The sequence below is a fragment of the Methanosarcina mazei S-6 genome, from assembly GCF_000970205.1.
Classification (GTDB): domain Archaea; phylum Halobacteriota; class Methanosarcinia; order Methanosarcinales; family Methanosarcinaceae; genus Methanosarcina; species Methanosarcina mazei.
On record NZ_CP009512.1, the window covers coordinates 398715 to 422872 of the forward strand.

Annotated in this window: 21 protein-coding genes; 7 read left to right on the forward strand and 14 right to left on the reverse strand. The window is 40.3% G+C overall.

Translation table 11 applies throughout. The features are described 5' to 3' along the window. Positions 1-64: 64 nt before the first annotated feature. Entirely contained in the window at positions 65-604 is a 540-nt protein-coding gene (locus MSMAS_RS01710; RefSeq protein ID WP_011032925.1) for a DUF2284 domain-containing protein, read from the reverse strand. A 264-nt stretch (positions 605-868) separates the two neighbouring features. Between MSMAS_RS01710 and MSMAS_RS01715 the strand changes: the two genes are divergently transcribed. Continuing rightward, positions 869-2071 carry a M24 family metallopeptidase gene (locus MSMAS_RS01715; RefSeq protein WP_048042678.1) on the forward strand — a complete coding sequence of 401 codons (1203 nt, stop codon included), beginning with the start codon at positions 869-871 and terminating at the stop codon, positions 2069-2071. Between the two features lie 615 nt (positions 2072-2686). On the opposite strand, the gene MSMAS_RS01720 is transcribed toward MSMAS_RS01715, so the two are convergent. The 3 genes from MSMAS_RS01720 to MSMAS_RS18520 form a co-directional block, all read right to left on the reverse strand. After that, positions 2687-3760 (reverse strand): hypothetical protein, encoded by a 1074-nt coding sequence (locus tag MSMAS_RS01720; RefSeq protein ID WP_264357979.1) that lies wholly within the window; start codon positions 3758-3760, stop codon positions 2687-2689. Between the two features lie 835 nt (positions 3761-4595). Then, on the reverse strand, positions 4596-4832 hold the full coding sequence (locus tag MSMAS_RS17985) for a hypothetical protein (RefSeq protein ID WP_011032922.1): 237 nt from the start codon (positions 4830-4832) through the stop codon (positions 4596-4598). Between the two features lie 15 nt (positions 4833-4847). Then, complete coding sequence (locus MSMAS_RS18520; RefSeq protein ID WP_155395324.1) at positions 4848-4988, reverse strand: hypothetical protein; 141 nt, start codon at positions 4986-4988, stop codon at positions 4848-4850. A 331-nt stretch (positions 4989-5319) separates the two neighbouring features. Between MSMAS_RS18520 and MSMAS_RS01730 the strand changes: the two genes are divergently transcribed. From MSMAS_RS01730 to MSMAS_RS18525, 3 genes are all read left to right on the forward strand, one after another. Beyond that, positions 5320-6525 (forward strand): chymotrypsin family serine protease, encoded by a 1206-nt coding sequence (locus MSMAS_RS01730; RefSeq protein WP_048037975.1) that lies wholly within the window; start codon positions 5320-5322, stop codon positions 6523-6525. Between the two features lie 544 nt (positions 6526-7069). Beyond that, positions 7070-9385: a DUF3160 domain-containing protein gene (locus MSMAS_RS01735; RefSeq protein ID WP_230633327.1), complete on the forward strand. Its 2316-nt coding sequence runs from the start codon at positions 7070-7072 to the stop codon at positions 9383-9385. Between the two features lie 854 nt (positions 9386-10239). After that, the gene (locus tag MSMAS_RS18525) at positions 10240-10377 is read left to right on the forward strand and encodes a hypothetical protein (RefSeq protein ID WP_155395325.1); all 138 of its coding nucleotides are present in this window, start codon (positions 10240-10242) and stop codon (positions 10375-10377) included. Positions 10378-10693: 316 nt separating this feature from the next. Here the strand turns inward: MSMAS_RS18525 and MSMAS_RS01740 are convergent, their stop codons facing one another. Together MSMAS_RS01740 and MSMAS_RS01745 are read right to left on the reverse strand one after the other, a co-directional pair. Next, complete coding sequence (locus MSMAS_RS01740) at positions 10694-11098, reverse strand: hypothetical protein (RefSeq protein WP_048041933.1); 405 nt, start codon at positions 11096-11098, stop codon at positions 10694-10696. A gap of 413 nt (positions 11099-11511) precedes the next feature. Then, the gene (locus MSMAS_RS01745; protein WP_048038602.1) at positions 11512-12765 is read right to left on the reverse strand and encodes a M12 family metallo-peptidase; all 1254 of its coding nucleotides are present in this window, start codon (positions 12763-12765) and stop codon (positions 11512-11514) included. 667 nt (positions 12766-13432) lie between these two features. Here MSMAS_RS01745 and MSMAS_RS17995 point away from each other — a divergent pair. Then, complete coding sequence (locus MSMAS_RS17995; protein WP_230625092.1) at positions 13433-13690, forward strand: M24 family metallopeptidase; 258 nt, start codon at positions 13433-13435, stop codon at positions 13688-13690. A 243-nt stretch (positions 13691-13933) separates the two neighbouring features. Here the strand turns inward: MSMAS_RS17995 and MSMAS_RS01750 are convergent, their stop codons facing one another. Continuing rightward, positions 13934-14662 (reverse strand): winged helix-turn-helix transcriptional regulator, encoded by a 729-nt coding sequence (locus MSMAS_RS01750; protein ID WP_048046294.1) that lies wholly within the window; start codon positions 14660-14662, stop codon positions 13934-13936. Between the two features lie 35 nt (positions 14663-14697). Then, positions 14698-15003 carry a hypothetical protein gene (locus MSMAS_RS01755; protein ID WP_048046295.1) on the reverse strand — a complete coding sequence of 102 codons (306 nt, stop codon included), beginning with the start codon at positions 15001-15003 and terminating at the stop codon, positions 14698-14700. A gap of 487 nt (positions 15004-15490) precedes the next feature. Here MSMAS_RS01755 and MSMAS_RS01760 point away from each other — a divergent pair, with 487 nt between their 5' ends. Both MSMAS_RS01760 and MSMAS_RS01765 read left to right on the forward strand, forming a co-directional pair. Beyond that, positions 15491-16531, forward strand: a complete 1041-nt coding sequence (locus MSMAS_RS01760) for a phospholipase C/P1 nuclease family protein (RefSeq protein ID WP_015411485.1) — start codon at positions 15491-15493, stop codon at positions 16529-16531. A gap of 38 nt (positions 16532-16569) precedes the next feature. Then, a complete protein-coding gene (locus tag MSMAS_RS01765; protein ID WP_226987693.1) occupies positions 16570-17460 on the forward strand; it encodes a hypothetical protein in 891 nt (296 codons plus the stop codon). 172 nt (positions 17461-17632) lie between these two features. On the opposite strand, the gene MSMAS_RS01770 is transcribed toward MSMAS_RS01765, so the two are convergent. The 6 genes from MSMAS_RS01770 to glnA form a co-directional block, all read right to left on the reverse strand. Beyond that, complete coding sequence (locus MSMAS_RS01770) at positions 17633-18667, reverse strand: Coenzyme F420 hydrogenase/dehydrogenase, beta subunit C-terminal domain (protein WP_011032919.1); 1035 nt, start codon at positions 18665-18667, stop codon at positions 17633-17635. 6 nt (positions 18668-18673) lie between these two features. Further along, complete coding sequence (locus tag MSMAS_RS01775; protein ID WP_011032918.1) at positions 18674-19417, reverse strand: GltB/FmdC/FwdC-like GXGXG domain-containing protein; 744 nt, start codon at positions 19415-19417, stop codon at positions 18674-18676. 2 nt (positions 19418-19419) lie between these two features. Next, a complete protein-coding gene (locus MSMAS_RS01780) occupies positions 19420-20931 on the reverse strand; it encodes a glutamate synthase-related protein (RefSeq protein ID WP_011032917.1) in 1512 nt (503 codons plus the stop codon). Continuing rightward, positions 20928-21980: a class II glutamine amidotransferase gene (locus MSMAS_RS01785; protein WP_015411484.1), complete on the reverse strand. Its 1053-nt coding sequence runs from the start codon at positions 21978-21980 to the stop codon at positions 20928-20930. Before MSMAS_RS01785 ends, MSMAS_RS01780 begins: the two co-directional genes overlap by 4 nt. A gap of 306 nt (positions 21981-22286) precedes the next feature. Further along, entirely contained in the window at positions 22287-22508 is a 222-nt protein-coding gene (locus tag MSMAS_RS01790; RefSeq protein WP_011032915.1) for a hypothetical protein, read from the reverse strand. A gap of 267 nt (positions 22509-22775) precedes the next feature. Then, on the reverse strand, positions 22776-24119 hold the full coding sequence (glnA, locus tag MSMAS_RS01795) for a type I glutamate--ammonia ligase (protein ID WP_011032914.1): 1344 nt from the start codon (positions 24117-24119) through the stop codon (positions 22776-22778). Between the last annotated feature and the right edge of the window lie 39 nt (positions 24120-24158).

A 24158-nucleotide genomic window follows, 5' to 3' on the forward strand; every position in this document is an offset into this window, starting at 1 on the left:
GTTTACCGATCCCAGGGGTGAATTTCCTGCCGGGATTCATTCTCAGGTTCATTCAGCAAGATTTTCACTCCAAAAGTAAGATCCCCACACATGAAACCCTGTCAGGCCTGCAAAACTCAAGCATAACTCCTGCTTCTTCCATTGTTTTCTGGACATTTATCCCAACAGCTTCGGGTGCAAAGCGCCTCATTTCAGGTTTTACACATTTTTCAAGGTTACAGGTCTCACATTCATTGCAGGAGCCTGGCCTGAGAAGATGTGCAAAAGTAAATCCTTCCCTGAAAGCTTCCTGCTCAAGCTCGAACATCTTATGAAATGAATCCTTCCGAAGCCCTGACCACGCTTCAAGAACGTCCTGAATCCCTGACGTATCCAACTCTTCTACAAGGAGAAGTGCACTGCTGTATTCCCTTATAACCTTCCTGAATTCATCAACTGACATGATGTGTGGAGGGCAACTCAACCTTTTGCCATAACCTCTGCATCCGTAAGCACATTTAAGAGCAATCCGGTTCTCAACCGGAATATCTCCTGCCTTCATGAAATAAGCCTTAATTCCTATTTCCGATGCTTTTTTAACAAGGTCTTCATATTTCCCGAGCATAATAACCCCTTCTAAGAGCTTTATCTATTTTGTTTTTGTTTATTTCTCTTATTATTTCCCTTTAATTCGTTTTTCTTCTAATTATTTTTTCTGTTTTGAAAAAATAGGGGTATGCGCAATGTGAGTTTTTTCATCTCTAATTATTATTCTGATAAAATAATAACAACCTGTACATCTTTGTACTTTATACCTTGGTTTTATTTGGTTCTTCTTACGGGTTACACTTCTATAATTGTTAGCATATAACTTAGTAAAGGGATCTGCATGATCAAGAAAGTACCTTCAACCGAACTGAAAAACCGTATGAGTTGCTTCAGAAAACAGATGGATATCTCAAATCCCGACTGGGAAATAGCTTTCATCTTCAGCAAAATCAATCTTTATTACTTTACCGGCACCATGCAGGATGGGATGCTTATTATTCCGAGGAATAGAGAAGCAACTTTCTGGGTACGGCGCAGTTATGAGCGGGCTCTGGATGAATCGCTATTTTCCAGTATCAAACCTATGAACAGCTTCCGTGACGCAGCAGGGAGTGTGAGCAGGGTAAGCGAGCTTCCCGACACTGTATATCTGGAAACCGAAGTAGTCCCTCTGGCCCTCTACCAGAGGCTTCAAAAATACTTCCCATTTAAGAACGTTAAATCCGTTGATGCCCAGATTTGCGCTGTTAGAGCGGTAAAAAGTGAGTATGAGCTTTCCCTGCTGCGAGAAGCCGGCAGAATTCATCAACATGTACTCGAAGACCTTGTGCCCGGGATGCTGCGCGAAGGGATGAGTGAGGCTGACCTGTCAACGGAATTGTTCTCTGTTCTGGTCAAAGAAGGGCACCACGGTGCATGCCGTTTTGGAATGTTTGATACGGAAATGATTCTCGGAAATGTCTGTTTTGGGGAAAGCTCCATTTATCCTACTTATTTTAATGGACCCGGCGGAAAGTATGGTTTATGCCCTGCTGCACCCGTGCTTGGGAGCCGTGACCGGAAGCTAAGAAAAGGTGACCTTGTGTTTGTTGATGTGGGGTGCGGAGTTGATGGTTATCATACGGATAAAACCACAACATACATGTTTGGCTCTTCCCTTCCGCAGTATGCCATAGACATGCACAATAAATGTGTGGATATACAGAATGAAGCTGCAGCAATGTTAAAACCAGGGATTGCCCCTTCTGAAATCTACAATACCATAATGAATGGGCTTGATAAGGAATTTCTGCAAAACTTCATGGGTTTCGGCAACCGTAAAGTGAAATTTCTCGGGCATGGAGTCGGTTTATTAATTGACGAAACTCCCGTAATTGCCAAAGGGTTTGATGAGTCCTTGCAGGAAGGAATGGTATTTGCTCTCGAACCTAAAAAAGGAATTGAAAATATCGGTATGGTTGGAATCGAAAACACTTTCATAGTAACTGCTGATAGCGGAGAATGCATTACAGGAGATAATCCGGGATTGATTCCTGTATATTGATTAGTAAATGAGAATAAAATTTACGTTTAGTGCGTTAAGAGCAAAAAAATTGGGAAGTATAGCTTTTAAAAATAGGATTTACGCAGTTGAACAAAAAACCAGTAACATAAAACACCAAACTGTCTAAAGCGTTATCTTCTCGGAAAGCTCACATATGCTCGTTTTACATCTCAAGTGCGTAACTCCGACTCAGTTCCAAAATCTAGTGATTTCTACATTTTTTGATTGAAATCTTGAATTCCCCTGCAGAATTCAATTTTCGATCAAACTCAATATTCAAGCTCTTCTGGCACAGGTCAATATGTCATGCTCAAAGAATTGTGCCATATTCAAAATCTAGTGATTTTTGATTTTTATGGTTATCACTAGATTTTGGCATTGTGTCGTAACTCCTATATTTATATTTCTATGATTATTTACACTCTACAAAGTATAGCCTTTTTTGTCAGAAATAAATTACTTTCATTTTGGACGGTTGTTTGTTCAGTGATTGATGTAAAATCCTTTTTTTCATCAAAAAAGAAATCCTGGCGTTTTTTAATCACCTAAAATTTAGTTGAGACTCGAAAGGCAATAGGTTACCAATCTCCAGTGTCCTGGAGTTTTCAAACTACATTATCTTTTCTTGAGCCTCCATCCACCACACAGGCAGGCCAGACTCCCCAACAATCCGAAGCCTGGAATAGAATTATTTTTGCTCGATTCATTTCTACCTGAACTACTACCGCTGCCAGATTCGGAATTATTATTTGAATTATCAGATCCTTTTATACCTTCTTCAGGTGTCGACATAAAAATAACTGGAACATTATTCACATTTTGTTTTCTTGCCTCTTGATCAATGGTCTGGTAGATTTCTTCAGCAAGAAAAGTTTTTTCTTCAGGAGACAAAGTTTCGTTAATCTCTACTTCCAATCTAATTCCTGTTGCGTATCTAATTACCTGACCTTGTTCCATATATGGAGTGATTTTTTCCTCGGTAGCATTAGCAATCTCAGATAGCTCATTCACCCAGGAAATTGTCTCATTCTTATCTTTTAACAGAGGAATATTCCCATAAGCTGCAACGGTTTTCTGCACTGGCATGACCGTTTTTTGCTTCATAACTTCTTCAAGTGTATATATATCAGCTTCAGAAAGATTTTCTGTATTTTCCCCAAACCAGTACCAGCGATTAATGCCTTCCAGGTAAATTACCTCCCTATAAGTTCCGTATCCGAATTCTACTGGAATATCCTGTATACCCATTTCTTCTGCAGAATTATCTATTAGAGAGTAGATCTCATCCATTAACTGCTCGTCAACATTGCCATACTTGAACAAAATCACAAAGTATCCCTTGGCATTAATTCCACATGACATTACCTCTCCATGAGGATACATGTATTTGGAGACAACAGTGTCTTTTATCTCATTACTAAGTTCTTCAAGAGTAGAGTTCCAGTTTTCTTTTTGAGTCTCAGTTTCCAGTACAGGAGGCTTTCCGTATCTTGTAATTACATTATTTCCTTGTGAATACAGACCAAAAAAGTAAGTATAATAGTCAAAATCTACATTACTTATTTCTGAATTTTCAGAATTATTACTTTCCGGCGAAAGTTGCACTGAATCATCGGCAGATGCAGGAAATATCAAGACCCCAAAAAATAGAAGTAACGTTATCAATAAAGTTTCAGATTTTTTCATCATACCTGCTCCATGTTTAATTAACTACCGTCAAGATTTATCATTGTACAAAGGTCCGATTTAATAAGAAAATGAAAAATTCTATAAAATTGGCCATCAATTTTTAATTGATTATGTTATTCCCAAGACGCTTTTAATTCACCCTATCTTTCTTTAGGAATAAAGAAGATGTAATTTCATGTTTTTGTTCTCGGTATTGTCTTCTGCAATGCCTATGAAGTCATTCCTAAAATGAATATTTGAAATTATATTTTTACCATTCCTTAAATACAGACAAAGCTAACATAATCATTACCTCTTAGGGCAGATTTTATGGAGTTCAGGTGTACCGGAAATACTTCCAAACTCCATAAACTCATTTTTATCAGTTCTTTAAATGTTTTATGGCCAAATCATCCAACTATTAATCTAATTCCCCGATATATCTCCAAACAGTTTGGATTTAGATTTGACTATTCTTTCAGTTGGGTGATTTGGCTATAAATTAGTTATAAAAGTAAGTTTCCAGAATAATAACATTTAATTAGATCCTGAGTTTGACAGTTTGATTTTTATGTTGAAAGATTGTTTTCATATCTGTTGGAATGATAAGTAATATTATTTCAACAAATTTTTGCCCATTTTTTAAGATTCAATTTGACAGATAGCATGAATCTCAGATAAAATATAGATACTATACAAAAAGTCAGGTGTCAAAAGTGCCAAAATGGGACAAAAATCTCTACTAATTTACCTTATAGTGATTGTGAAGCTGGAGAATCAGAGGCAATTTGATGGAATTTATGAATACTGTCAATTGATTTTTGACAAAAAATTGAAGCTTCTCACTAAATTTAATTTATACTGTCAAACTAAGGATATAGAGATAAATCCTACCGTCAGTTTGGCCGTCTGCATTATCATAGTATGTACCCAGCAATGCGCCACTCGGAGTATACACCTTAAGCCGGAGTGAATCAGTCGAATCTCCCCAGTTAAGATCCACTACCAGAAGGGTCAGGCCGCTACTTACACTTTTTTCATGCAGGTTTGTCTCTCCCTGTCTGATCGTATCATAAATTGTACGAATACCCATTTCCTCGTTAACTGTCTAGGCTTCAGTGTCAATTGCAGGTGTTACGATGTAATTACTTGAGATTTCTGCTTTATCTATATTCTCAGTTGTTGCTGTTGCAGTGGAAAATAAAAAAAGCAAAGTTGTCAACATAATCAAAAATATCTTTCTCGACATTATTAGCTCTCCTTTTAACACTTGTCAAGACAGTTTACTTAAATTTTATGGCCAAATCATCCAACTATCAATCTAATTCCTCTATAAATCTTAAAACAGCTCGATTTGGATTTGAATATACTTTCAGTTGGATGATTTGGCCATAAAGTAGTTATAAAAGTGAGTTCATGGAAAAAATGAACATCCAAAAAGATGTTTGGCGGAGTTCAAATTCACTCTGGAAAGTCTGTTTGAACCCCACTTTGCCCGGAGGCATGAGTTAGTGTTAGCTTTGTGAATATTTAAGGCTTGCTTGATCCTGCCTCTGGAACAAAATGTGCGAGGTAGAAACATGACAACAAAGAATAAATTTGGAATAAGAATATTGTTTTTGACAATGTTCTTAATAAGCACGGTTTTTGTACCGGTGGCGAGTGCCGAAACATTATCTGAAGGTGCTGATGATATAGAAGTTGCAGAGCTAGGACTAATTACATCAGAGGAGCTAAATTCGATAATCAAACAGATTCCTCCAACAGATCCCCATATCCTGGAAAAAATGAGTGAAAATGAGAGCGCTTTAAGAACGTACGGTAAAGTTCCTGAAATTACAACAGGTACTGAGGTTTATAAATGGTTTAATACTTTGGACTGTATCAGGGTTAACCTGAATGAGAACAAAGAAATGAAGCCGTACTTTTATCCTGCAGGCCCACTTGTAGCATACGGTACACATGCAGACGGTTATTTTTGGATTATTGTCGACGAAAGGTATGATATTAAAAACGAGGATTTTGATGCCATTGTCGATTTAATAAATAAACAAGCAATAAAACTAAACATTAAAGATGTGCCAATTATTTTTTCTACTGGCACTCCAATAAATATTACTTCTGCTTCCATTAATCAAGTTTCAACAAGTTCTGTAGACCCGTACCTTGTTTATCGTCGCCCTATTACAGGAGGGATAGCGCTTACTATAGTTAATGGGGGTTCTGGAGCTGACGGGACTATAGGATTTGCTGCTAAAAGAAATAGTGATAATGCCAATGGATATGTAACTACTGGACATACATCTTGGTTCCAAACGGGCTTACCATCATACCAGCCAATATACGGCTCTGGTAATCAGGCTGGGACGGTTTCAAAAATCGGCGTAAATACTGATGCAGCTTTTATACCATATAGTAATGTTACGGCTCGAATACATACTGGTGGAGGGAATTTTGTGAACGTAGCCGGTTACTATTCGGGTGGAATTTCAGGCATGACTCTTACAAAATCTGGAAGAGCAAGTGGATCTGTGACAGGACAATACATCGGAGTTTTGACAGGTCAGACCATTGGTGGGCACTACATGGATAAAATAGAGTTAATGACTACAACATGCACAAGTGGAGATAGCGGCGGACCTGTATATGCTTATTATAATGGGAATTATAAGATCGTTGGAATAATATGTGGATGGACGACAGTAAATCAATCTATACCAGCCACTGTTTATATTCCATGCGGGGAAGTAACGTCTAAGCTCGGTGTAACTCCTCTTACAGCATAAATTTAAGACGTAAATATTTGCGTCTTTTTCATTTTTAGAGAATTTCCGCGAGGAAAAATCGGCAAATAAGTACGTTTGTGCACGTCTGCGGAGTTTGGATAGAAGAATATCAATCGGATCTCAGAAACTGAGTTTAGAGTAAGTGCCCGCAACGAAATAACCTATGCAACTTATTATTTATTGTAACTTTGATTGGCGACCCTGATCGTGAAAATCAAGATGTCCAATCTAATGTCTGCAGAGGTAATTCTGTGACGGGGCCTAAGTATAATAGTTTTCTTTCAGTGGCTCTGTAGAAAACCTACCTAAACCAGCTTCAGGAGGACGAAAATAACTAAGTATAAATGAATCCGCCCATTCAGTTAAAATTAATGGAGATTCATTATATCAGAGGATTTCTACAGAGCCCTTTCAGTCGCAATAATTATAAATCTGCAGTTATTCGTGTTTTTTATTTTTCAATTGTTTCTGAATTTGCCTGCATAAATTAAAAATGGAGGGACTTTACCTGAAAATCAGAACATTGATAGTTATCTGCCTGCTGATGGTGTCACTGATACCTGGGTCGGGCTGCATTGACAGTAGTAGCGAACCAGTCAAAGAAGCCAAACTGGATGAAGTAACAGACAGTCAGGACACTTCATCCAATACTACAGTAGAAACTGCTCATGAGGAAAACTTCTCGGAAGAAAGCAAAGCTACCCTTGAATCTGAAAAAAAAAGCTCTTTTTTCGGATATTATAGTAAAAGAAGCCTACAGTTTGAGGCAGATGTTCCTCCTTATCCTTTGCCTCTAAAAGCTTCCGAAATTGCAAATTATGAAGATTTCTCCCAGAAAATTCCCCTGACAAACGACAGCAGGAATTTACTGTACAAAAATGGATTCGTTGTAATTGAAAGTGGGGCAGCCGGCCTGTTTGAAGCAGAGCCAGTGAGAGTAAACGAAACTTACAAGGATCTGAAAGTGGCTGACGTTCCTATCTTTATTACATCGGATTCTCTTCTTCACCTTTATAATATTCAGTTTGATGAAACTTTAAAACGAGTCGAAGAAAAGGAGTTTTACAACATCCTTTGGAAACTTGATAAAGCCCTCCTTGAAGCCTCCATCGAGGATTATAATAGGTCGATAGAGGATAAAGCTTCTGAAGAAGTAATAGAAGCTTCAAGAAGAAATGTTGTCTACTTTGCTGTGGCTTTGAGCCTACTTGAACCAAAACCCGAGCAGATAGAAGAAAAACCGGAAATTTCAGGGAAGAATTTCTATTCTCAGGACGCGAAACAATACAATGTCGAAATCCCTTCATTTGTAAAAACTGATGTAGAGACTGAACTACGCCTGATAGAGGCTCAAGAAGGTTCTGTACTTTCTCCGATTTTCAATTATGACGAAGATTACTCTCAGTACACCCCACGGGGACACTATACATCTTCTGAAAAATTGAAGAACTACTTTAAGGCTATGATGTGGCATGGTAGAATAAGTATGCTACTTCAACCGGGCATGATTACTGCAAAAGAATTAACGACAGAAGATTCGGTTACAGAAAAATCAGCTGCGGAAAACTCAGTTGCGGAAAAATCTGAAAAGGAAACGATAATTCAGACCATACAGGCTCTTTTAATTTCTGACCACCTTAACAGGGATAGAAACCTTCAGGCCGAATGGGACATAATTTACGACGTGACGGCTTTCTATGTCGGTTTTTCCGACGACCTCGGGCCCTACGAATATGCAAAAGCTCTGGATATTGTTTTTGGGAATAATAGGGAAGGAATAAATTTCGATAACAAAAACCTTACGGCGTTGAAAGCGGAACTGGAAAGATACGAAAGCCCAAAAATCTACAGCAGAACAGGAGCAGTAATTTATGCAGGCTCCGAAACTGAAAACAAAACTCTTGAGGCAACAAAAGGATTCAGGTTCATGGGTCAGCGATACACGCCAGATTCCTATATCCTCCAGAATCTCAATCCTCCTGCCCTGAATATCATGGATCTCCTTGGTTCTGAACGAGCGAAGGAACACCTGAAAAACCTAGATATTTCTGAAAATGAAGAATACAAAGAACGTCACCTGTCTCTGGAAAATGAATTTGAAGCTTTTGATGAAGAGGACTGGGATAAAAACCTTTACTGGGCTCAACTATATGCCTTAAAGCCTCTCCTTGTAAGTTATCCAGAGGGTTATCCTACCTTCATGCAAACCGAAGCCTGGGAAGATAAGCAGCTTAACACGGCCCTCGCTTCTTGGACCGAGCTTAGGCATGATACTATCCTCTATGCAAAGCAGGCTTACTTTGTAAGTGCGTTCTATGATCTGGAAGAAAAACCTGTTCAGGGATACGTGGAACCAGTGCCTGAATTCTATGCAAGGATGCTTGCTCTTACAAAAATGGCGCATAGTGGGCTGGCTGAAATGGAAGTACTTGACGAACAGTCGGATAAAGACTTTACAACTCTTGAAAGCACCCTTGAAAAACTGCTGGAAATCTCGATTAAAGAGCTTGAAAATAAAGAGCTGACAGATGAAGAATATGAGTTCATCAAAAGTTTCGAAAAAAATATAGCTCCAATGCTTGAGAACATAGATGAGGACGCTCAGAGCTCTGTTGTGGTTGCGGATGTTTATACAGATCAGGAAGGGAGAGTTTTGGAAGAAGGAACCGGAAAACTGGACCTTCTAATTGTAGCCTACAAACAGCCTGATGGCAGGATTGTGCTAGGGGCAGGCCCTGTAATGAGTTATTACGAATTCTGGCAGCCCTCGGGAGAAAGGTTAACGGATGAAGAATGGAGAGAAATGCTAGAAAATAATCCTCCCGGAAGACCGGAATGGGTCGAGTCTTTTAAGGTGTAAAAGGTGCTATCTTTGATAGCCTACATTTTTCATCCATTTCTTTCTTTTTAAGGATTTGTCAAACTTGCTACAGAATCTACTTGAGCATAAGAAGGTGATAAAAAATCTAGATGCTGCAGAAATCTTCTGAAACAACTAATATCCATTCAAATTAATGGCCTGACACTTTTTTGCTTATTTTTTTCAATCTCTTACATCTAATTTAGATAGATATTTTACAAAGCCCGAACATATCTTTTCAACATTGTTAGCCCTCTTTTTAATACTTATCAAGACAGTTTACTTAAATTTTATGGCCAAATAATCCAACTAACAATCCAATAGCCCTATAAATCTCCAAAAAGCTCGTATTTAGGTTTATCTATACTCTCAGTTGGATGATCTGGTCACAAATTAATTATAAAGGTAAATCCCTGAGAAAATGAACATTAAAAAGATGTTTAGAGAAGTTTAAATTCCCTCTGGGAAGTCTATTTGAACTCCACCTTGCCCGGAGGCAAGAATATGATAGCTTTGCGAATATTAAGGCTTACCTGATCCTGCTTCCTGGGTAAGAGGAATGATTCAGTGTTAGCTTTGTGAATAGTTTTGTTCTTGTATCAACTGCGAGTGCGGCTGCCTAGGATTCAAGTGTAAATAATCTCTCTGATAGTGAGGTTGAAACACGGCATCGATGGGCTAACTCCTCAAAAGGCGAAAGAAATAGAAGCTGAAATCAATCGTATAAGGAACAATGCCTGAAGGTTAAGAGATGTTAACCCGAACTACTTAACCAGATGGCACTTAAGATACCTGCGAGAGATCGATAACCGGCTTAAAGAGCTTGTTTTTACTCTTGAGATTGAGGGGGTGCTATGATGATGCTCATCAATGGGATAGAGGACAGGAGGAAGAAAAAAAATTTCCTTCTCACACCTGGGCAGGATTTTACCTTTATTTGTACCTATCCTAGAAAGGAGTTCTCTGCCATAAATGTGCCAATGAGAATATAGAAAGTTGTCTTAACCCTAAAAACGAACTTTTCATTAATTATGATATTAATTGGGAGGAGAAATTCCTATACTGTGATCACTGCGGCAAAAAGATAGAACCCTCTTACGGAGGTCTATAACATGACTGAGAATACCTGGAGCTTAATAGTAGGAGGAACAGCCATCCCACTCATTTTCTTTCGGAAAAGAACTTTTTCTTCAAGGTGATGATGTTCAGACCTTTTTCATCCTGGAACTGATTCAACTAGCAGAAAAAAAATAGTTTCCACTTAAATAGTAATTTAAGAAAATTTTGCTCAATTTTATACAATCAAATTCACGGAGTAACAATACTTAGATCCAACGGGTTATCGGAACGCGCATTTATATTAATATATAATATATCTGTATCGCTCAAATTTGAGTAAACAGTTTCAGCTTTTATAATATTGTTATCTAATGTAACTTCAATATATGTCCCTGTTATCAGTCTAACCGGATATTGACTTTTTATTTTTTCTTCAGGATCTAAAACATATGATTCATTAAATATAGAGCTGTTATTTGAATCAAATAATTTTACAGTAACTTCATGACTTGTATTGTCCTGATTACGTATAATTAACGTATGATTTTCTTTTTTTTCATGAAGAGAATTATACGTGATAACATAAGGTAAAACAACAGTGAGTATTAATAAAAAGAATATGCCTACAACTATAATTAGCAATCTTCTTTGCATTTTAATCCTCTTAATTAAAATCACTCTACTATATTAGGACTTACGCAGTTGAACTGAAAACCATAAGCGGAAAAGACTTAACCGTATAAATCAGACTAATGTTGACGAGTCCGCATGTGCCTGATTTTACTCCCCAAGTGCGTAAGTCCTATATATAATTTACATCCAATCTTATAGAGATTTGTACCTCTAACAAAAGTTGTATAATAGCCTAATCATTAAATCAAAGTTACTTTAATTGAGGTTATTACACGAGCTTATCCCAAAACTAATATTTTTCTCAAATCAGTAAGTTTTTAGAACATTTTTCCATGATCAGAAACTCGATTAATTGTTAGAAGTATGAGTCTGAGACGCGATTTTGAGTTTTGGGATAAACTCCATAATTGTTTACTAAGGGTTCTTTGGAATATTTATTGGAATCCTGCAATTGTATTTTTATTCGCCACGATGTACAATATATTGTTATGACTAGAATCTCCATGGTCATTTAAGTTAGAGAATTCGTCTTGCATGTAGTTAGGGAAAATCGAGCCCATGAAAGGAGTCCACATGACGGTGTAATAGTGAGATAAACCACTATCCCAGCTATATGCTTCATCGTGAGTTGCACCAAAATTATGTCCAAGTTCATGCGCTGTAAGAATTATTTTTTGTAAAGAGGTTGCTTGATAACTGTTTATATATCCTGCTGACACCATCTGTCCTACTGCATATGCTTGACCCGAATTACCATTAAATACACGCGCACAACCAATATCGCTGCCGGTCATCTCTTTTCCAGTGAATAAAAAAGCTAAATCACTGTTTGTGCTATCTCTATCATTTGCAGCAATACTAGCGAAATCGGATAGCACTTCACAGGCTTCATCATTAGGAATTGTACTATAATATGTGTATGATTTTATGTTTAAATCTACATTAGCTAGTGAAAATATAGATTCGACACCAGCCAATATATTCTGCATCTCAGCATTAGGATTGGAAAACTCTAAGTCAAATTCTTCATCATAGCACGCCATAATATCCACAACAGGTAAGGAAAGTAACAAGGTTGAAATTTGTGCCGGATCCAACGAAGAAGTGGACAAACCCTCTTGAGCCGCTTTTACATCATCTCCGTCAGTATTATACACCAAAATTTTTCTATCCTTAATAGCATCTGATGAATAAACGACATGAACAATTTTTTCATTGTATGTTATAGGGGTCTGTTCAATAAAATAACTTTTATCGCCAACGTTTATTTGTCCTATAATTACATCATCTGCTACTGTTAATAGAACACTACTATTTTCTTTACCAACAACTGTTCCTTTATATGTAGAAATTTTAGGAGCAGGCATCCTTGATCCATTTTCTGTTATAATTATTGCATCATCACTTACTATATCTATTTCTTGAAGGTCAAGCTGGAATTTTTGTCCTGATATTTTTAGTGTGACCTGACCATCAGGAATATCATTAAGAAAAGCTGTAGTATTTGTAGTAACAGTTTCAAAATTATCTAGTATCTCATTGAATTTAAGAGATGTTTTGTCAAAATCAATATTATTCATAATATCTGAATTTTCATTATTTGTAGCTGCACTTACTGCCGGTATCAACGCTATACCAACCAGCATTGTCAAAAGAAGCATATTTATCATAATTTTGTTTCTACTCATTCGTCTAACTCCTAAGTTATTTTTACCTTAGGAGGCAAGATCAAGCAAGCTTAAATACAGACAAAGCTAACATAATCATTGCCTCTTAGGGCAGATTTTATGGAGTTCAGGTGTACCGGAAATACTTCCAAACTCCATAAACTCATTTTTATTAGTTGTTTTAATGTTTTATGGCCAAATCATCAAACTATCAATCTAATAGTCCTATAAATCTCCAAAAAGCTCGGGTTTTGGTTTGAATATACTCTCAGTTGGATGATTTGGCCACAAATTAGTTATAAAAGTAAGAAAAGTAAGTTTCTAGAATAATAACATTTTATAAGATAACAGGAAATGGCCAGTGGTCTTTCTGCAGGGGACGATGATGATTTCGATGTTAAGGTGCCCTTATTATCACGAGGAATAGTATTATGTTCAGAAAGATGTCTAGCAAATCATTGGCAGAGATATTCTTTGTAATGTTACTGCTCATCACTGTTCTTTATTACATATTCCCTAACAATGATTCTTTTTTTATGCTCTTTAGCAAATTAGTAGGTATTACGTTTTATTCTTTGATGTTATTTGCCATTATAAGTATATGTGTTTCAATAATCAGACTTCCTCTTAAATATTGTAAAATGTAATAATGAAGATATTCCTGCCTTTTTATGAGACTATAAAAAGAGTGGGATCGAAAACAGTGACGTTAAATCCCGGTGTTGCCCTCTCCGATATTTGCAATACCATAATGAGAAGGTTACATAACGAATTCCTGCACAATTTCATGGGGTTCAGTAGCTGTAGAGTGAAATTCCTCGGGCATGCCGTCGGCCTCTTGATCGATGAAACTCCCATAATCGCCACCGGGTTCGAGGAACCCCCTCAGGAAGGAATGGTATTTGCCCTCGAACCCAAAAAGGAATTGAAAAAATCGGTATGGTAGGAATTGAAAACACCTTCATAGTAACTTCTGAAGGCGGAGAATGCATTACCGGGGATAATCCGGGCCTGATTCCTGTATATTGATTATTAAATGTGGATGAAAGCTGATGTTTAGTGAGTTAAGAGAAACCGATTGTGAGGAAGTATAGTTTTTAAGAACAAAATAGGACTGCTTTGATAGTTGCTATCTCCCTTTGCAGCTATCTATTCTTTTTTTAACACAGCAATAAAATTGTCTCATGCCTTATGTTTTAAGCCATTTTAGTAGATCTGTTTCCACAGCAGGGTTTATAATATATTTTGAGAACTTCCATTCTGCTTCGGAAATAATAATATCGTCTTCCCGTAACTTTTTTATATGCCAGTGAGTAGTACTTTTGTCTAAACTCAGCTTTTCTGAGATTTCCTGATTTGTAATCCCGGGATTTTCCAGAATATTAAGGAGTATCTGTTTTCTTGTACCGCCTTTGAGGTGTGCTATTATTGTTTTTTCGTTGTTTGTGAATGCATTGGAATTTTGAAAGGCTCTTGTGAACTTTCTTTCTTTAATTAAGGTCAACTTCTCTTCGATTTTAAGTGTCTTGAGATGATACCTTACGCAACCCCGGGTAATTTTCAGCTCTTTTGATATTTCGGAGGGGGTACATCCCGGCTTCTTCAGTACATAATCGATAATTTTCTTTCTCTTATTACGTTTATTTAGATTTCTCATCTGGCCAAGGATTACCGGAGCCATTTTAAAAACAGAAACAAAAATGGCCAGGTATCCTATTATGTAAGCTATTTTGAATGATAGTGGAAACTCCCAGAAAGTAAGAGTCCTGTCCGCCCCACTCATATCAATAGCATCACCCAATTTTTCTAGCTCTTCTTCAGGTGGGCAGGGACCAACAATATATCCTCCGGTATCTGCACTCACCGTATCTGCGACGGCATTCAGGACAAGAATAAAAAGTAAGATCTTTTTCCACATACTGGCTCATAACTTGATTAACTCAGTTTATAAATTTATATCGTATAATCTTCTGTTCCGGTCACTCTGTACCCATATACTTCATACTTCCAGGTTCCTGCTTCAATTCCATTTGGATTTTGTATATAGAGATGAATCCTGCCGTCAGTTATGCCGTCTGCACTATCATAGTATGTACCTAGCAATGCGCCACTCGGAGTATACACCTTAAGCCGGAGTGAATCAGTCGAATCTCCCCAGTTAAGATCCACGACCAGAAGGGTCAGGCCGCTACTTACACTTTTTTCATGAAAGTTCGTCTCTCCCTGACTGATAGTATCATAAACTGTCAGGATGCCCATATCTTCGTCAATTATCTCAATTTCAGCATTAGGTGAAGGTGTTATGATATAATTGCTTGTAACTTTTGCTTTCTCAACATTTTCAGCTGCTATCGCCGTAGTAACAGATACTAAAATAGGGTTGTCAGTATAATTAATAACATCTTTCCTGGCATTGTGTTAACTCTCCTGTTATCACTTCTCAAGAGAGTTTACTTAACCTTTATGGCTAAATCATCCAACTATTCATCAAACAACTCTATCTATCTTAAAACAGCTCGATTTGGATTTGAATATACTTTCAGTTGGATGATTTGGCCATAAAGTAGTTATAAAAGTGAGTTCATGGAAAAAATGAACATCCAAAAAGATGTTTGGTGGAGTTCAAATTTGCTCTGGAAAATCTATTTGAACCCCACGTTGCCCGGAGGCATGATTAGTGTTAGCTTTGTCTGTATTTAAGGCTTGCCTGATTCTGCCTCCTGGGAAATGAACAGGAGTGATCTACATGATAGCAAAGAAATTAGGAATAGGATCATTGTTTTTGGCAATGTTTCTAGTGTGTATGGCGTTTGTGCCAGCAGTAAGTGCTGAAACACTAACTGAAGATGCCGCTGATACTGCTGTTGAAAAAATTAAATCTCCAGTCCCAGAACCAGAGCCGACTACGGTGCCTGATACAATGCCTGAATCGCCTTATCGGTACCTATTGGAAGCAGATAATGAAGAGCAGGAAATTTTGTTCAGTTATATTGAAAATTGCTATGTCTCTGATGAAGAAAAGAAAGAAATGAAAAAAGCAATGAAAGATATCTGGAAAAGAGGTCCTGATCAAATAACTGAGCAAGATAACCTAATGCTTGATAAAGTTGCTAAGTCAACTGCCGAATATCTTAATGATAAATATGGCAATGTTGGAATTAAATGGTCTGGGCCTAATATGCATGGAGACATTATACATATTGCGTGCATAAAATGGGGTGTCAGTACATCTAATGCACAGACTGCAAACAACTCTGCTCCTGTTCCAGATACTTGGAATAGTGGATTCTGGCAGTCATATAATCATTACTATGACCCTGTTCTTAATACCGGCTATGCTCCCACTAATTGCGCGAATCGTGCAAATATTGCTAAAGATTACTATAACAGCGGTCAATATACTAGTGCATATCAACATCTTGGATATTCAAGCCATTACATGGCTGATCTAGGAAACCCTATGCATACAGGTAAGGAATCTGAACAGTATCTAAATCAATGGGTTCACACTTCCTATGAGTCGTATGTAGCCAATAACTGGAATACAGGATATAACTATAAAAATGTAGTACAAAACACTGGTACTTACTACTCAATAACCAATCCTGAACAATCTGCCAAAAATTTAGCAAGTGCGACCCGCTCCGATTTGAATGCTTTATACGACGCGGTTTTCTATTATCCAGATACTTTTGGATCCGATTCTGACGTAATCGAAATCACACAAAGAGTTCTGGGGAAGACAGCAAAGTACAATATGGGGCTTGTAAAGTATGTGAGAGGGTAATCCTCTCAATTTTTTAAACATAATCTGGGTGAGTAATAGTGAGAAAAAGAAATTTGCTATTCATAGCTATACTTATTATTCTTTTTGTTGGGGGCATATTTACTCATGCTATTTACATGGATGCAATAGATTGGAGAGATAGGGGCCAAAGATATTATTGCATATATCAGGTTAGTGTGGGAAATCTTTCCGGAAGGGAGGTAGAGGGAACTACTGTAGTAATGGTTCCGATTCCTGCGACAAAAGAAGGCAAACTATTTACTCCCCCGGCTCAGAAAGATCCTTATTTCACCCAGGAGCTGATGCATGAAATCAACAACTGGCCTGAAAAACACCGCAAAGGCCCCTATTTTGAAAATGCAACGGAAGTTTTTGATAACAAAACAATAAACGGGAACTGGACAACTTTCACTGCAGAAACCGATAAAGGATATATGCTTGGATTCAGAACAAACGAGACAAGGCTCGAAGATATCTCTTATAGTGCAGATTTTGTTGCTGACTACTTCGACATTTTCGATCCCATAAATAATGGGAGCCCGATATTATTCCCAGTTGAAAACGTTTCTAATATTTCTGTAGTCTCCTATGGAGAATACATTAAATATGCCTCGAATCCGACGTATGACAGCTATGTCTACGTAAGCGATAATCTTGGAGAAGGATCGGTATCTTTCTATGTCCATCTGCAGGCAAATAATGACCCCAATGAATGGTCCAGGGAATACAGGGGTCTGTATATGAATGAAATTATAACAAATGTTAATGCCACAGGCAACTTAAAAGTCAGTGCTGTTCTGGGGCAGGTTATACCTCATGGGAACTACACCTTATGGTACGGTCGATATGGTCCAGAATATTATGCTAATGAAACCTTAATGGTGAGACGAAGCAGCGTATCCGGTACATATGCTTTGTATGAAAATTAATGCATTCGGAGAAGATTGGCCACAGGAGCACATCTTTAATTTTAGTATATTTAATTCATGGCAGAAATGTGTGTGGGAAATAACAGGCAAAATTACACAAATGTGAAAGTCAAAAAAGCACAAAAAAATGAAATAAAGATGAAGCCTGAAACTTCACCTTTAAGTTTACTAGTTACTCCGGCTTTCTTGCCATCTTTTTCTTTGCAAGCTTCTCAATAATGCCAAGGCTGACTTCGCCGTCTAAACTCAGCTTCCCACTAGCAACTGCGCTGTCAAGGAGGTGCTGCCCTACAAGGGTGCGGACGATCAGGGTTGTGTAACCGTCGGGACTGCCTACCGAACCGGCAGAAATGTCGGACTTAAGAGCGGTAAAGTCCGTACAGACACTGCATCCCGGGCGTACCGTGTCCTCAAGTTCGGTAAGAGGAATCACATACTGGGTCCCGTCATTAAGTGTGATTTCGAGCTTGCCTTTAACATCAATGCGGCAGACTTTCATTGGCTCGAGTGCATACTCGCTTTTCAGCTTGCCAGCAACGAGTTTTTCGTAGTCGAAGTTTTCGGTACAGAAGAGCCCGAGTACGAAGCGGATTGACTTCTTGTAGGGGCTGACCAGCTGGTGGTCGGACTCAAGCATCTTGCGGACAGCCTGGATAACGCAGGGCACTCCGACAACTGCAATGTTCCTGTACTTCTTGTTTATAACCGCTTCCTTGAGGGAAGAGACAAGAGGGACCCACCAGTTATAGCGGCTTCCTGCCTGGCCAATGAGGGCTTCACTCCTGGTAATTACCATAGAGCGCGGCTTGAGAGTCCAGGGGTCTTCAGTAACCGTAACCACGGCGTCCACGAGGCCGGTGTCGAGAGCATTTGCAAGGATTGCAGTGACGGCCCCTCCGCTCTGTTTTCTCGGGATATCGAACTCGGCTTTTCCGGCAGTGATTTTCAGGTAGTCCCCTAGCAGGCTTGAAGGTTGTTCGTCAAGCCTCGGGCACACTTCATAGCAGGCTCCACAGGGCACATCATCAACAGCAGCTTTACAGTAATTGTTGCTTTTCGGGTGTGTGGAATCGCCGCCTGTTTCGAAGTACAGGGCATCAGCAGGGCAGACTGCAATGCAGGCTCCGCAGCCTGAGCAGAGTCCTGTGTCCCAGACTTTTGATTTCAGGTCAAGGTAACTTTTGCTTATTGGTTTCTTTTCTGCCATTTCTGATCACTCCCAGACGTATTTGCTTGCAAAAGGCCGGCTGCTTGCAGGTCCGATCCTTGTATAGTTAGTGTCCAGGAACTCCGCGGGGTCATACCCGAACTGCTCACAAAAACTCTTTATTATCGGAGATATGCGTTCAAGGTCTTCTTCCGTAAATTTGAATTTCTTGGCTCCGACTCCGAGCAGGTAATCATCCACTTCTCCGCGGATGATAATTTCTCCACCGTGGATTCCGCTTCCTATGCCCCTGTCTGTCATGGCTTTCTCTTTGCCGATCCCGAGGACAAGAACAAGGCCTCCTGCCATGTATTCTCCCAGGAAGGAATGGGCTGTGCCTCCAACGACAAGTACGGGTCTGGCTTCCATTTCATACTGCTTCATATGGATGCCGCCACGGTAGCCGATATTGTTCCTTATGAATACCTTGCCGCCCCTCATGCTGTGAGCGACTGCATCCCCGGCGCTTCCATGGATAACAAGCATGCCGCTGTCCATTGTATTCCCTGGGGCGTGTTCGGCGTTTCCGTTAACTATGCAGGTAGGCCCGCTCATGAACATCCCGAGGTCTCCTCCGGGAACTCCGTTGATTATGATGCGGACATTGCCTCTTACCCCGTCGCCTATGAAGCGCTGGCCGAGCACATTATCGAGGATGATCTCTTCTGCCCCGTCTGCAACTGCAGCCCTTATTTTTTGGTTTAAGGGGGTGTAGTGCATACACCTGGCATCAATTCTTACTGTCTTCATGTTCAGGCCCCCGCTGGCAGTACATCCAGGATTTTAAGCATTCCTTCATCCAGCATATATCCTCGCAGGCGGTCCCTGTTTCCGCGCAGGCTCTCTATACTGTTGATGCCTGCTGCACCCATAAGTTCGCTGAGTTCCAGGGTCCATCCGTGTATAAGGTTTGAAACCTGTGCTGCTCCGGCTTCCGGGTCAAGCCTGCTTACAAGGTCCGGGCGCTGGGTAGCAATTCCCCATGGGCAGAGGTTTCTGTAACAGTTGCCACATACTCTGCATCCGAGAGCAACAAGAGCGGCAGTTCCTATATAGACTGCATCTGCTCCGAGAGCTATTGACTTGGCAAGGTCAGCGCTGCTTCTTATACCGCCGCTTGCGATGATGGAAATCTCGTTCCTTACACCCTGGTCCCTCAGTTTCTGGTCAACGCTTGCAATTGCTGCTTCGATGGGGATTCCTACATGGTCCCTGAATACTTTCGGGGCTGCCCCGGTCCCGCCACGGAACCCGTCAATGACCACTGCATCTGCTGAGGACCTTGCAATGCCCGCAGCTATAGGAGCCACATTGTGCACGGCTGCAATCTTTACAAAGACAGGCTTTTTCCATTCGGTCGCTTCTTTCAGGCTTCTGATGAGCTGGACGAGATCTTCGATACTGTAAATATCGTGGTGAGGAGCAGGGCTGATTGCATCGCTTCCAAGTGGGATCATACGGGTTCTGGAAACTTCATCGTTTACCTTTTCTCCGGGGAGGTGCCCTCCTATACCCGGCTTTGCTCCCTGCCCTATCTTGATCTCAATGGCAGCGCCTCTTTCCAGGTAGTCGATATTTACTCCGAAACGGCCTGAAGCTACCTGGACAATCATGTGATTCTGGTAGGGGTAGAGATCCTTGTGCAGGCCTCCTTCTCCTGTCCCCATAAAAGTACCGGTCTCTGCTACGGCTTTTGCCATACTGAGCTGGGAGTTAAGGCTGATAGCCCCGAAGCTCATGTGTCCGATCATTATAGGGGTATCAAGCTTGAGGTTTGGAGCAAGTTTTGTGTCCAGCTCGACATCTCCGCTCTCGGTTTTTCTGAATTTGAGTTTTGCCGGCTTTTTTCCTATATAGGTCCTGAGCTCCATTGGCTCTCTCAGGGGGTCAATGCTCGGGTTTGTAACCTGGCAGGCATCGAGCAGAAGGCGGTCGTAGATAATTGGAAGGTCTCTGGCATTTCCCATCCCTGAAAGGATGATCTTCCCGCTGCGTGCCTGATTGATTATATCTTCTCTGGCTTCCCTTGTCCAGACTGGGTGGCTGCGGTAGTCAACTGGTTTTTCTGTAATACTTATTGCGTCCCTGGGGCACATGGAAACACAGCGGAGACAGGCAGTACACTTCCTTGATTCTATCAGGATTTTGTCGCCTTCTCTCCTGTATACGCCGTAGGAACAGTTTTCAATGCACCGGCCGCAGTCCATGCACTGGTCGCGGTCAATGCTGACCTTAAATTTTGGGGGTACACTTCCGAGCGTCATTCGATAAACCTCCCTATTATGGGTTCTCCTGCCCTGGGAGTGTAAATACTCTTTACTTCGGGGTCAAGGGTCCTTATTGCTGCTTCTTCACTGGAGATGTAAAGTTTGCTTCCGTTTTCTCCAACTACGAGGGGGCGAAGCTTAATTCTGTCAGTAAATCCTACAATTCCTTCATCAGTGCCGACAACAATAGCAAAAGGACCGTTCATAAGGGCAGACCCATAGGTCAGGCGGACTGCCTTATTTAATTCAGCTTCCTTTTCCGGCATTCTGTCTATGTCGTCCCAGAACGGAGGGGCAAGAGCCCTGACGATCATTTCATGGGAGAGTTCGTGCTGCCTTCCGAGAAGGTCGAAAAGGTAAGCTACAACTTCGGTATCGGTAAAGAGGGTACATTTGTATCCGTACCCCTCGACATAGCGCTGGTTAGTGCCGTATGAGGTAATTTCTCCATTGTGCACTACTGACCAGTTAAGCAGGTTAAAAGGGTGAGCTCCTCCCCACCAGCCCGGAGAGTTGGTTGGGTAGCGGTTGTGAGCAAGCCAGATATAGCCCTTGTAGTCTTCAATCCTGTAGAAGTTTGCTACATCCTCAGGCCAGCCTGAAGCTTTGAAAACCCCCATATTTTTGCCGGAGGAAAATATTGTGGCGCCTTTTACATTGGCGTTTACTTCCATGACTATGTACGTTACAACATCATTTTCAGAGTTCATCCTTCCTGCCATCAGGTCTTCCGAGGGTTTGAAGAAATATCTCCAGGGGATATGGACCTTTCTGATTCCTGGTTGAGGGGTAGTCGGAATTTCTTCCTGGTGAACTATTTCTCCCCACTGCTGGAGGAGTTCATCAACCTTCTTTTTTGGTTCAGCCAGGTTATCAAAGAAAACATGAAGAGCATAGTAGTCCGCATATTCGGGGTAAATCCCGTATGCAGCATAGCCTGCCCCGTCTCCACTGCCTCTTTCATTCATGAGACTAAGAGCGGCTTTTATGCCCGACCCGTCCATTCTGGACTTTGTTCGATCTATAAAGCCTATTATTCCACACATTTTGATCACTCTAGAAATGGATAGATATGAGCGTGATAAGAGCAATTTTCTAATAATCCCTTCGTTTCCGGGTATTTCCCAGGACTTATGCGGCTCATTTTTGAGAAATAGTTCAAAAAATTTGCCAGCTGGATAACTGGGTTCTCAAGGAATATTCACAGGTATTAGATTAAAGGGATATTTCACGTAATTCCATTTTGTTTGATTATATTATTAACTTGAATTTGTGATAACTTTCCTGCCTCTGTTTTTTCTATTCCGTAAAATTGAGAGGGTCGCCGCTAAGGGAAGTAAGTAATTTAGTACCTATTTGACAATATATATATGTTTCTTTTTCCAGAACCGGAACTTCCTGACATAACACTGCGAAGCAGGTCGTTTTAATCCTTCAATGTTCTTTTTTGCATCCTTTTTCTCTTTTCTGGATGCCCATCTACAATTTGTATTGTTTTTATTCAGGACTATAATCTCTTTCCCGGCAGGCATATCCTGTTTTCCCGTCTTAGACGCATCAAAAAAAGTAACCATAGAGTCAATACCCGAATGAGATAAAATGATTTTTCGGGGAAAGCATTTTTATACAGAAATTATTTTCCAGTTCTTTTTCTTAACTGCATAAAAAAGAACTTTTACATAAAATCTCTTTTCTCAAGTTCTCTGATTTTTTTCAAAAAAATAGGGATACAGCTGCCGGCAACATATCCCTTAATGGGCAGTATACCCCTTAATAAACGTTTTTAAGGCCTGGAGCAGATCCTTCCGGCACATCTTAAGTCAAATCTTTCTTCTATATATTTACAGCATAGAGAGATATCTGGAAAGTTCCCAGGGGTGGACAACTGCTTTGTATTCGTCCCATTCCATCTCTTTTGCACAGAGGTAATGGCTGAAAACATGTTCTCCGAGGGCTTCCTTTACGAACTTGCTGCCTTTCATTTCATCGATTGCTTCCTTAAGGTCTGCGGGAAGGGAACGGATTCCTCTCTCTTCGCGTTCTTTGTCCGAAAGGTGGAATATGTTTACGTTGGTAGGCTCTCCGGGATCAATTTTGTTCTTTATCCCCTCAAGGCCAGCTCTGAGCATGAGAGCAAATGCAAGGTAAGGGTTGCATGCCGGGTCCGGACATCTGAGTTCTATTCTTGTTCCGTTTCCTCTGGTTGCCGGGATACGGATCAGAGAACTTCTGTTTTGTGCAGACCATGAAATATAAACAGGAGCTTCATAGCCGGGGACAAGTCTCTTGTAAGAGTTTACTACAGGGTTCGTAACAGCTGTAAATTCTCTGATGTGCTTCAACAGCCCGCCTATATAATACATTGCATCCTGGGACAGTTTAGTTGGAGTGTCCGGGTCATAGAAAACGTTCTTTCCATCCTTAAAAAGGGACTGGTTGCTGTGCATACCTGATCCGTTTACACCAAAGAGAGGCTTTGGCATGAAGGAGGCATAGTAGCCTTTGTGGTAAGCAATTGATTTTACCACGTATTTGAAAGTCACAACATTGTCTGCTGTGCAAAGCACGTCTCCGAACCTGAAGTCTATTTCATGCTGGGAAGGTGCAACTTCGTGATGGGAGGCTTCTATCTGGAAGCCCATGTGTTCCAGGGCGTAGTCAATGTCTCTGCGGACATCCTGTGCACGGTCGAGGGGTGCGAAATCGAAGTATCCTCCCTGGTCGGTAAGTTCGGTTGTCGGGTTTCCATTTGCATCAAGCTTGAACAGGAAAAACTCAAGTTCCGGCCCTACGTTCATTGAGAAGCCCATTTTTTCGGCTTCTTTGATTGCGGTCTTAAGTACATATCTCGGGTCTCCCTTGAAGGGGTTTCCGTCAGGAAGATATACATCTCCGAGAATCCTGGCTACTGCGCCGGTTGCAGGTCTCCAGGGCAGGATTCTGAATGTTGAAGGGTCAAGTGCGAGTTTCATATCAGATTCTTCAATCCTTGTAAAACCCTGGATTGAAGATCCGTCAAACATTACACCGTTTTCAAAAGCTTCTTCCAGTTGTTCCGCAGGAATTGCCCAGCTTTTGATGATGCCGAGTGTATCCGTAAACTGGGTACGGATAAACTTCACGTCTCGTTCTTTTACGGCCTCTAACACATCTTCTTTAGTTGTACACTTTTTCATCTGCACCATTTGATTCCATCCTCACTAGGCATTAGGTAACCATTTACC